General features: G+C 56.8%; 9 protein-coding genes. All 9 read left to right on the top strand.

Annotation, left to right across the window (positions count from 1 at the left end; genetic code table 11):
• Positions 1–181 precede the first annotated feature (181 nt).
• Positions 182–1,765 (top strand): MFS transporter, encoded by a 1,584-nt coding sequence (locus tag FJ147_10440; GenBank protein MBM4256304.1) that lies wholly within the window; start codon positions 182–184, stop codon positions 1,763–1,765.
• Between the two features lie 276 nt (positions 1,766–2,041).
• Complete coding sequence (locus FJ147_10435) at positions 2,042–2,230, top strand: hypothetical protein (protein MBM4256303.1); 189 nt, start codon at positions 2,042–2,044, stop codon at positions 2,228–2,230.
• Positions 2,221–3,546: an LLM class flavin-dependent oxidoreductase gene (locus FJ147_10430; protein MBM4256302.1), complete on the top strand. Its 1,326-nt coding sequence runs from the start codon at positions 2,221–2,223 to the stop codon at positions 3,544–3,546. The genes FJ147_10435 and FJ147_10430 overlap by 10 nt, the downstream gene beginning before the upstream one ends.
• 191 nt (positions 3,547–3,737) lie before the next feature.
• On the top strand, positions 3,738–4,868 hold the full coding sequence (locus FJ147_10425; protein ID MBM4256301.1) for an acyl-CoA dehydrogenase: 1,131 nt from the start codon (positions 3,738–3,740) through the stop codon (positions 4,866–4,868).
• 3 nt (positions 4,869–4,871) lie between these two features.
• Positions 4,872–6,116, top strand: coding sequence for an acyl-CoA dehydrogenase (locus FJ147_10420; GenBank protein MBM4256300.1), 1,245 nt, complete (start codon positions 4,872–4,874; stop codon positions 6,114–6,116).
• A gap of 23 nt (positions 6,117–6,139) precedes the next feature.
• Positions 6,140–7,606 carry an amidohydrolase gene (locus FJ147_10415; protein MBM4256299.1) on the top strand — a complete coding sequence of 489 codons (1,467 nt, stop codon included), beginning with the start codon at positions 6,140–6,142 and terminating at the stop codon, positions 7,604–7,606.
• Positions 7,607–7,636: 30 nt separating this feature from the next.
• Positions 7,637–9,463: an NAD(P)/FAD-dependent oxidoreductase gene (locus FJ147_10410; GenBank protein MBM4256298.1), complete on the top strand. Its 1,827-nt coding sequence runs from the start codon at positions 7,637–7,639 to the stop codon at positions 9,461–9,463.
• Between the two features lie 19 nt (positions 9,464–9,482).
• Positions 9,483–10,370, top strand: coding sequence for an oxaloacetate decarboxylase (locus FJ147_10405; GenBank protein ID MBM4256297.1), 888 nt, complete (start codon positions 9,483–9,485; stop codon positions 10,368–10,370).
• Between the two features lie 30 nt (positions 10,371–10,400).
• The gene (locus FJ147_10400) at positions 10,401–11,192 is read left to right on the top strand and encodes an enoyl-CoA hydratase/isomerase family protein (protein ID MBM4256296.1); all 792 of its coding nucleotides are present in this window, start codon (positions 10,401–10,403) and stop codon (positions 11,190–11,192) included.
• The last annotated feature ends 11 nt before the right edge of the window (positions 11,193–11,203 follow it).

Below are 11,203 nucleotides of genomic sequence, written 5' to 3'. Positions count from 1 at the left end.
AAGGCCTACAGGTCTCCGACGATGAGTTTCAAGCGCTCAATATCAAACCCGGTAAGTTTCATGGCGATTGGAACTATACGCTTCTTCCTCGCTCTTAATCGGTAACTTAATTCTTGCCCATGCCTAACTCAAGAACGACCCGATTGCGGCTGCAACCACGACCCACCAGCCGTAGAAGATCTTGGTATCCCGGCGCTCTGTCGTTGCCATACCTCGCCTCCGCGTGAAAGGTGAACCTGCTCGCTACCGAGTTGCTGCGACCCCCAGCTTTTATGCGCAGACAAACCATCGCATGGGCGTTCCCTCCTTCGTGTTCGTCCGATCCTGTCCGTCTCCCAGACCCTACGCCAGAGCAACTGCTAATGTAAAGAGCACAGATCTGGTATTCCTCACAGTGGGTAAGCAGTGCGCCGCTTGCGCAGCGAGGCAGATGCGAGTACGAGTCAAGCCTCACTCGAACAGGGGCAACCGCATGGCAGGACACAGCGTACCTATCAAAGAGGCAACAAGCAGAACCGCAGACCGAATATTCTACGGGTGGTGGATTGTCGTAGCAGCGATAGTTGGCTTGTTCCTTAGCCTCGCTCCACTTGTCATGTTTACACTAGGGGTGTTCCTCAAACCGTTGAATCAAGAGTTTCACTGGAATCGTGCCGAGATCTCGTTTGCCTATATGCTGTGTACACTGAGTGGAAGTGCGGCATTACCGCTGCTGGGTCGCATCGTCGATCGCTACGGTGTGCGGGTCGTGGTCATCCCATCCTTGCTGTTGTTCGGCCTCTGCCTCATGTCTGGCTACTTTCTTTCGTCACATCTCTGGCATTTCTACGCGCTATATTTGGCCATCGGGCTAGTGAGTAGTGGGACGACGCCTCTGCCCTACGCACGCGTGATCTCCCACTGGTTTGACAAAAAGCGCGGACTCGCGTTGGGGTTGGCAATGGCGGGCGTTGGCTTAGGCTCATTCGTGATGCCGTCGCTCGCACATGCACTGGTGACCACTGGCGGCTGGCGCGTGGCCTACGTCTGTCTTGGGCTCTTGGTTATAGTGATCGCGGTTCCCACGGTCGGCTTGCTGTTGCGCGACACGCCGGAATCGCTCGGGTTGCGACCGGACGGCGCGCCAATACCGCCAAGCGAAGCGACAACACCTCACAGGCAACTTGTCGGCCTGCAGTGTCATGAGGCCTGGCGTACCAGTACGTTCTGGTTGATGACCGTGGCCTTTTTCTTGGTGTCGATGGCCACCAGTGGCGCGATCGTACATTTGATTCCCTTGCTCACCGATCGTGGAATCTCCGCGCAAAGCGCCGCCTTTGCGTCGTCCCTCTCTGGCGGCACGGTTCTGGTCGGTCGCGTGTGGGCAGGGCATCTCCTCGACCGTTTTTTCGCACCCTATGTCACTCTGAGTTTCTTTGTTGCTCTGACGGTGGGACTGTTACTGCTGTGGAGTGGTGTCTCCGGACCGCTCGCGTATGTCGCTGCTATGCTGGTCGGTTTGGGTCTGGGAGCTGAGGTCGACATCATTGGCTACCTGGTGGGACGCTACTTTGGGCTACGCGCCTTCGGTGAGATTTATGGCTATGTCTTTGCCATCTTTTATCTCGGCGCTGGAGTTGGTCCGTTCCTCATGGGCAAGGGGTTCGACGCTACGGGTTCGTATAGCCTCGTGTTAGGAAACTTTGTCGTGATCACGTTGGTCGCATCGATATTGCTCACACGGCTCGGTCCGTATCGGCTGTGGGAGCGGGTACAGGCGGCGTAGTCACCGACAGTCCAATCCTGAGGTTTTATGTCCTGTGGCCCACTTTTCCTCGTTTCCGCTTTCGTTGACAATAGGCCCCCGTCTGCAATGACGATCACGTTCATATAATGGAAATTTCCTCTTTTTCTGTACGATCGGTCGTATCTGTGGCGAGCGCATCACGCCCCGTGATGCAGTCTATTCGTCGCGTTTTAGCCTGCCAACAGTGACCTCGACTGGTGCACCGGCGACAGACCTGCTACATGGGAGAGCCCCTGCAAAAAGTGGAGGTACGACATGGCGACGAAGAAGGTGAGTCGAGTGGTCGATGCCGCTGGGCGTGGACTGGAACCACGTGATATGTGGCAGAGGTATATCGATCCGCACTGGTGTGATCATGCTCTATGTAGAGAATACGAGGAAAACGGCTGGGAAGTGCTGCCGTTCAATAACAACCCTGAACGAGGAACACTAAGATGCAAATAGGATATTTCACTGAACGACCGTATCGCTGGCTACCTGAAGAACTCATTTTGAGAAATCGCGCTTTCTTCGCCGTATCAAATGAGCATTTCGACCGCGAAAAGGCGGCTGATGATTATCATTATTACCTTGACGAATATTGCTATGCCGAAGACCTCGGCTTCGACGCCCTTGCGCTCAATGAACATCACGGCAACCCGATCTGCATGGGGTCGGTGATGAACGTTGAAGCATCGATTCTCGCCTATCGTACCAAGCGCGCCCGTATCGTGTTGGTTGGCAATCCACTGCCGGTGATCAAGCATCCGCTGCGCATGGCTGAGGAGTTGGCAGAGATTGATCTGATTTCGCGTGGGCGATTAGTCACTGGCTGGGTGCGCGGCGCGGGCAGCGAGCAGATCTTCAATAACGCCAATCCTGCGTATAACCGTGAGTTATTCAACGAAGCGCATGACTTTATCGTCCAGGCCTGGACCCGCCCCGGACCGTGGCGCTACGAAGGGAAACATTTTCACTATCGTCACGTCAATCCGTGGGCACTTCCTTACCAAAAACCCCATCCGCCCATGTGGATTCCTGGTACACTGAGCCCAGAGACCGTCGAATGGTGTGCCTCACATCGCTATCCGTATATTGGGCTGGGCACTCCACTGCGGCCTACGTGTGATCTGTGGGACTTCTACGCTGACGAAGCCGCCAAACATGGCTATCAAGCCGGACCGGAGAATTTCGGCTATATGGTCGCGACAGCCTTGGGCGAGACCGAGGAGAAAGCACAGCAAGCTGCTGCCGGGTTCGTCTATGGCGGGGGACAGAATGCGTTCTCGGCAGCGGAATTCACCATGCCGCCGGGCTACAACTCGAAAGCCGCGATTCGTACTCTGGCAAAGATGCAGAGCAGCGCGTGGCTCGGGGTTAGCGGCGAGAAGTTGAAGGAGCAGATGCAGGGTGGTACTGCTGAGATCGATTACGCCGACGTGCGACGCAAGCTGCAGGGGGCGCTGATGCGCGGGCAAAAGAACATGCAGGTGATTGTGGGCACGCCGCAGACGGTGATTCCGAAGATCAAGGGGATCATGAGTGTCCTGCGTGTGGGCATCTTCATTATTCTCAGCCTCCAAGGCACGCATGAGAACGAAGAGCGCCGCACCAGCATGCGCTTGTTTGCGGAAGAGGTGATTCCCGAACTCAAAGCACACGCCAAGGCAATCGGTTTGGCAGATCCGTTTGAACGTACGCCTGGCTCGGTCGCATTGAGTGCCGGGACCAAGCGAACCCCGGTCGTCGATCGCGGTCCGCTGGCTGAGTTAGGGTTCTAATACTACCGGGCTTGTAGCCCCTATGCGGTGTGATTCTCAGCGAATTACGCCGCGTGACCCTCTGTGGTCGCGACTCATTGCTGCACTGATCTATTCATGGCATGATCCGAGCATTTTCGGACCGTGTGGCGGAGAACATGGCAACAGCAATGAATGTAACAGATACATCTAAGGTAGAGCCTGCGCGACGCATCCAGTTTGCGTTCACGGACGAGCAGGAGGAATTTCGCGCGGCGACGCGGCGATTTCTGCAGGAGAAATCCCCTACGACGGAAGTCCGGCGTCTTATGGAAACGTCTGAGGGGTATGATGCCGACACCTGGCGTCAGCTCAGCGACCAACTCGCGTTACCTGGAATTCACATCGCCGAACAGTACGGCGGTGGCGGGTTTGGCATGGTCGAGATGTGCATTGTCACGGAGGAGATGGGGCGTGCATTGTTATGCGCGCCATATTTCTCCACCGCGGTGCTGGCAACCAATGCGATCCTCAACGCTGGCACTGACGCGCAGAAAGCGAACGTGCTGCCTGACCTCGCCAGTGGCAAGCGACTGGCCACGTTGGCCGTCACCGAGCTGAATGGTCAGTGGAATCCGCACGCCATCGAGCTGGTCGCAACTCCTGACGGCAATGGGTTTCGCTTGCAAGGAACAAAAAGTTATGTAGTGGATGGGCATGTCGCTGATCTGCTCGTCGTCGCTGGCCGCATCGGTGGCACTAGCGGGGATGATGGTCTCGCGCTCTTCACGGTGCGTGCCGATGCCAGTGGCGTCGAGCGACGCCTGCTGCCGTCGATGGACCCGACTCGTAAGCTCGCGCGCGTCGATTTTCGTGGGGTACACGCAGATCTCCTGGGCAGTGGAACTGATGGAGCAAAGGCGCTCACGCGCACCCTGGACCAAGCCGCCGTGGCGCTGGCCAATGAGATGGTCGGTGGTGCCCAGACGTTGTTCGATTCGGCAGTGAATTACACAAAACTACGAGTGCAGTTCGGCCGCACGATTGGCTCGTTTCAGGCGATTAAACACAAGTGCGCTGACATGTTGCTGGAGATGGAGCTGGCGAAATCCGCGGCCTACTATGCGGCGCAAGCCGCCGCAGCCGAGGACCCGGAGTGGCCTGCACTGGCGTGTTTGGCGAAAGCCTCAGCTTCGGAAATGTACCTGCATCTCGCCATCGAGACGATTCAGATTCACGGTGGCATCGGTTTTACCTGGGATAACGACACGCATCTATGGTTCAAGCGCGCCAAAAGCTCTGAGGTTTTTCTGGGCGAACCGTATTACCATCGAGAACTCTTAATGCAGCGCTGGGGGGTATGAGCGATGAGCAAAATGAATGAAGCTGACGTGCGAGCTGAAGTACGAGCCTGGCTCGCGGCCAACTGGGATCCTGAGATGTCGTTGGTCGCATGGCGCAACGAGCTGGTCGACTCAGGTTGGGGTATGCCGCAATGGCCGGAGAAGTGGCACGGTCGCGGATTACCGGTGGGCCTCGTGCGCGCAGTAGAAGAAGAGTTCGCCAACGTCGGCGCGGTCGGGGTAGCGAGGTCTGGCGTACGACTGCTAGCTGCGGCGACGCTGCTGGAGCATGGCACGGATCGGCAGAAAGAAAAGTATCTACGCCGCATCCTTACCGGCGAAGACACGTGGTGCCAGCTCTTCAGCGAGCCGGGAAGCGGTTCAGATCTTGCCGGGGCCACGACACGTGCTGATCTGCACGGCGATTTTTGGCTCATCAATGGCCAGAAAGTGTGGACCACCAGTGCCCATCATGCCAATTACGGTCTGTTGCTGGCACGCACGGATTGGGATGCACCCAAGCATGAAGGAATGTCATATTTTGTCATCGAGATACGGCAGCCGGGCGTGGACGTGCAGCCGCTCAAACAGATGAATGGCCATGCGTCGTTTAACCAGGTGTTTTTCACCGACGCGCAAGTACCAACCGATAGCCTGGTCGGACGGGTCGGCGAAGGCTGGAAAATCGCGATGACCACGCTGGCCCACGAACGTCGCGGGGCGGATGGGCTGAACGTGCCGACTCGCAAGGGCGCCCGCGCGGGACGCATGTACGAGGAAGAGCGGCGCGAGTTGGAAACCGCCAATCAACCCTACAAGTGGTATCCGCAACGTGCTGGGCGCGTTGACCTCATTCTCGATCGCGCCAAAGAGACGGGTGCGAACAAGGACCTGCACATACGGCAGGAGATCGCCAAGTTGATGATCCTGGCCAAGTCAGCCGAGTGGACCGCGCGTCGCGCTCGTGCCGCGCAGCAGCAGGGGCGACCGCAAGGACCGGAAGGCTCACTTGGCAAGCTTGCCGCCAGCCACGTCGCCCGGGCCTGTGCGCGGGTGCATACGCTGATGACCGGAACGGACGCACTGCTTAGCGGACCCGAGAGCCCGCGAAACGGGATTATCGCTGAGATTCTAATCTCGGTGCCGGCCATCTCTATCGCCGGTGGCACCGATGAGATTCAGCGCAACATCATCTCCGAGCGTGTACTTGATCTCCCGAAGGAGCCACGCTTCGACACCGGACCGTTCCGCAATGTGCGGAGGAACTAGCCGGGTGCTGGAGGAGTGACCAGATGGATTCGCAGCGCACAGCAACCTCAGCGGTACTCCGTGCACGCCTGAAGCATCCTGTCATCGACGGTGACGGCCATTGGATTGAGTTCGAGCCGACGTTTCTCGACTACCTCGCGCGAGTCGGCGGGCCAACGATGGTCGAACGGTATCGCCGGAACGAATATGGCGGCGACCTACAACATTGGGCGCGCATGACCCTCGACGAGCGTCATGCACGACGCGCGATGCAGCCATCGTGGTGGGCGCTCCCGACCAAGAATTCGCTTGATCGCGCGACTGCGATGCTCCCCAAGCTGCTCTACGAACGAATGGCCGACATCGGACTTGATTTTGCGGTCGTGTATCCGACGCTCGCACTGTTCTTTCCGGCGATGCGCGACCCAGAAGTGCGCAGTGCAGCCTACCGCGCCTATAACGTGATGGCTGCAGATCTGTTCCGCGGCCTGGGCGATCGGCTGATTCCGGCGGCCTGCATACCGATGCATACCCCAGCGGAGGCGATTGCTGAGCTTGAGGTTGTCGTCAAGCAGCTTGGGTTGAGAGCTTTGATGTTTTCCAGCTTGGTACGCCGACCGATTGACGTGGCACTACAGAAGGGTATCACCAATCGTTATGCCACCTGGCTTGATACGCTGGGGTTAGACAGCCAATATGACTACGATCCGGTGTGGGCAAAATGTGTTGAGTTGAAAGTCGTGCCAACGTTTCATACCGCTTCCCAAGGTGTGGGTACGCGCGCTTCGATCTCTAACTTTGTCTACAATCATATCGGCCATTTCGCGGCTGCGGGTGAAGCGGTATGCAAATCCCTATTCTTGAGCGGTGTCACTCGCCGTTTTTCCACGCTCAACTTCGCGTTCCTGGAGGGAGGAGTCGGTTGGGCGTGCACGCTCTATAGCGATCTCATTGGCCACTGGAAGAAACGGAGTAGCGTGGCCCTTGAGTATACTGACCCAGCGAATCTCGATATGCGCGTGATCGCTGACTATGTCCAGCGCTACGGCGGCGAACCGCTCGCCAGACATCGGGACCAGCTTGAGTCGATCGGGCGGATGCTCGCTGGGTTCGCACCGGTGGATGACTTTGCTCGTTGCGAGATTGCGCGAGCAGAGGACATTCACGATTTGTTCGTTTCGAACTTCTACTTCGGCTGTGAACCCGATGACCCTGTCAATGCATGGGCCTTCCGTGCCAAGGCGAATCCGTTCGACGCCAAGCTCCGGGCGTTCATGGGTTCAGACATTGGCCACTTTGACTGTATGGATATGACTCACGTGCTTCCCGAGGCGCGTGAACTGGTTGACGAAGGAGCGCTGACCGAAGAGGACTTCCGTGACTTTGTGTTTGGCAATCTGGTCCGCTTATGGGGAAGTGCGGATCCAAACTTCTTCAAGGGAACGGTCGTTGAACAGCAAGCCGCCGAGTACCTTTCCTCTTGCAAAAGTCGTCCTAATGTCCCACAGTAACCCTTTCTACCACGAAGGAGGAGTGACAAGATGAGTCAAACGGAAACGCAACCGCGAGCGAGTCGGATACCCACGGCTGAAGAACTCGGCTTTGATCCAGGGGCCTTACGAGAGAAGTACGCCGCTGAGCGCGCCAAGCGGCTACGCGCCGACGGCAACAGTCAATACCGAGAAATTACTGCCCAGTTCTCCCACTTCAATGAAGACCACTACGTCGAACAAGGCTTCAACCGTGCGGCGCTGCAAGAGGAAATCGATGTACTGATCGTGGGCGGTGGCTTTGGCGGCATGTTGGCAGCAGTGCGGCTGCAAGAGGCGGGTATTACCAACTTTCGTATTATCGAGAAAGCCGGAGATTTTGGCGGCACCTGGTACTGGAACCGTTACCCGGGAGCACAGTGTGATATTGAAGGCTATCTGTATCTGCCGTTGCTCGAAGAACTCAAGTACATTCCGAAGGAGCGGTATTCCTTTGCCCCAGAGATCTTCGCCCACGCCCAGCGTATTGGCAAATCCTACAACCTCTACGAACGGGCGTGCTTTCAGACCAAGGTTAAGGAGGCTCGCTGGGATGAGGACAGCGGTCGCTGGACGGTGACCACCGATCGCGATGACGAGTTCAAAGCACGCTTTGTGATCATGTCGAGTGGGCCGCTCAACAAGCCCAAGCTACCGGGCATTCCGGGAATCGAAAAATTCAAAGGGCATACCTTCCATACCAGCCGTTGGGACTACGACTACACTGGTGGTGATACCACCGGTAATCTGCACAAGTTGCACGACAAACGCGTCGGCATCATTGGCACGGGAGCCACGGCTATTCAGTGCATCCCCCATCTTGGGCTCCATGCCAAGCAGCTCTATGTTTTCCAGCGGACACCGTCCTCGGTCGATGAACGCAACAACACCCCGACGAACCCGGACTGGGCCAAGACACTCAAGCCCGGATGGCAGTATTATCGCAACCGCAATTTTACGGCGCTGTTGGACGGCGTACAGCTTGAGGGAGATGAAGTCCGGGACAAGTGGACCAGCCCGCTCAAAAAACTCAGCGATTTGATCAACAGCAAGAGCGGAGACGTCTCCGCTGAAGAGAAAGGTGCCCTGGCGGAGATTGCTGATTTTCAGAAGATGAACGAAATTCGTGGACGCATATCTTCGACCGTGCAAGACTCGACCACAGCGGAAGCGCTCAAGCCGTGGTTCGGGCAATGGTGTAAGCGTCCGACGTTCAATGACGAATACCTCCCCACGTTTAACCGACCTAACGTCAAGTTAGTCGATACCGAGGGGCAAGGCGTGGAGCGTGTCACTGAGCACACGGTGGTCGTCAATGGTGTTGAGTACGAGGTGGACTGTCTGATCTTTGCCACCGGCTTCGAGGTTGGCACCGCGTACACGCGGCGTGCCGAGTTTGCCATGTACGGTCGTAATGGCGTCTCTCTCGCTGATGCGTGGAAAAATGGCATGCGCACCTACCACGGCTTCTTGAGCTGTAATTTCCCCAACTGTTTCCACATGGGACTCACACAGACTGGACTGACGGCCAACTTTACCTACATGCTCGATAATCAGGCCAGACATGTCTCTGAGCTCATCACTCTCGTCAATAAACGCAACGCGAGATCGATCGAGCCGACGCCTGAAGCGGAGGACGAGTGGGTCAGGCTTGTCAATGGGCCAAACATGATGACCAAGTACCAAACCGTGTGTACCCCAGGCTATTACAACGGCGAGGGAACCAACGAAGGCCAAGGGTTCCTGCAGGCAGTGTATCCGCACGGGGCACTGGCATTCTATGACATGCTCGCCAAGTGGCGGGAGAAGGGTGACTTCTCTGGTCTCGTTGTGAAGTAACGTCCCACGCACGGGCTCCATGCCCGTGCGTCACCTCGCCTCATGGACACAAGGAGGGTTGCTCATGAAAAGTACGACCACACTCCGACAACTCCTGGCTCGCTCAGGTATGCTCGTTGTCCCTGGCGCACACGATGTGATGACTGCCCGTATCGTCGAGGCTGAGCAGTTCGAAGCTGTGTATCTTGGGGGTTTCGCGGCCTCGGCGAGCGCATTGGGGATTCCTGACCACTCGCTGATTACTATGACGGAGCTGCTTGATCATGCACGGAATGTCGCGGCTGCGGTCAATATCCCGATCCTGGCAGACATCGATGATGGTGGAGGTACACCACTCAGCGTGCGCCGCACGATCCGCTTGGCGGAACAAGCTGGCCTCGCGGCGGTACATGTTGAAGATCTCGTACCAGGCAAACACTTTGTTGGTTTCAAGGACAAATTGTTTTCCAAGGAGCAAGCGGTAGACAAGATCAAAGCGGCAGTTGATGCACGGACTGATCCTGATTTTGTCATCATTGCGCGCTCCGATGCGATCGGCGTGACCTCGCTCGACGACGCGCTGGAACGAGGACAGGCCTATGCAGAAGCAGGAGCAGACATGGTGTTTCTCCCCTATCTGCGTGCGAAAGATACTAAACGGGTGGTCGAGGCATTATCCAAACCGCTATTCAACGTGATTATCGATACGCCCCAGAGCGAGTTAGTCCCAACTGGGCTCAAGGTTGCAGCCTATCCCGTGCAATCATTGTTCATTGCCTACAAAGCAGTACGCGATATGGTCAGAGAACTAAAAGGGTCGGGGACGATCGCCAATTGGGCGCAACGTACTCCCTCGTTTGACGAGTTCAACGACTTCATCGGCGCCAACGAAGCGACAGAGCAAGCCAAACGATATCGCATTGTGTGACACGGATGCAGGCTGACGACCGTCCGCGCTATGGCCTATGAGACTATTCTGTACGAGAAGAAGGGCAAGATAGCCTATATCACGTTGAATCGGCCGCAGATTCTCAATGCCTACAGCGATACGATGGGTGACGAATTGCTTCATGCACACCGTGAGTTTGACCAAGATGAGGACGCGCATGTGCTGATTATCTCAGGGGCCGGGTGGGCGTTTTGTTCCGGCGCCGATGTGAAACAACGCCAACTCCGTCCACTCGATGAAATGAAGCGCCTCGGTGGACCGGCAGGTGGCATCAAGGCCGCCGGTGGATTGCTTGGCCTAGGTCAAACAGTGAACTGGAAACCAGTGATCGCGGCAGTGCATGGTTATGTGCTCGGAGCTGGCTTCGGCCTGGCGATGGCGGCTGATATCATCGTTGCGGCTGCTGGCACGAAATTCCAAATCCGCGAAGTGCAGCGTGGCCTCGGTGGAGCACAGCATTGGGCCAGCACCTGGTTCTGGGGCGGTGGTCGCTTCGCCACCGAGATCGCTCTCACTGGTCGTTATTTTTCGGCTGAAGAAGCAGCCCAGTTCGGTATTGTTAACCGCGTGACTCCGGTGGGAGAGGTTGTCGCAGGGGCAGAACAATTAGCCAACGAGATTATGGCCAATCCGCCACTGTCCGTTCGCGCCAACGTACGCGTGTCGCGTTGGTTTGCTCGCCGCATGGAAGAAGAGTGTACCTATTATACTGGTGGCGTAGGTTTACACTTGACAGAAGATTTTCGTGAGTCCGCCCAGGCCTTTATCGAAAAACGGCCAGCGAAGTTCAAAGGGCGCTAAGGGTGGTGGAA

Source organism: Deltaproteobacteria bacterium (assembly GCA_016874775.1).
Classification (GTDB): domain Bacteria; phylum Desulfobacterota; class Binatia; order Bin18; family Bin18; genus VGTJ01.
This window is presented reverse-complemented; position numbering and strand designations above follow the sequence as displayed.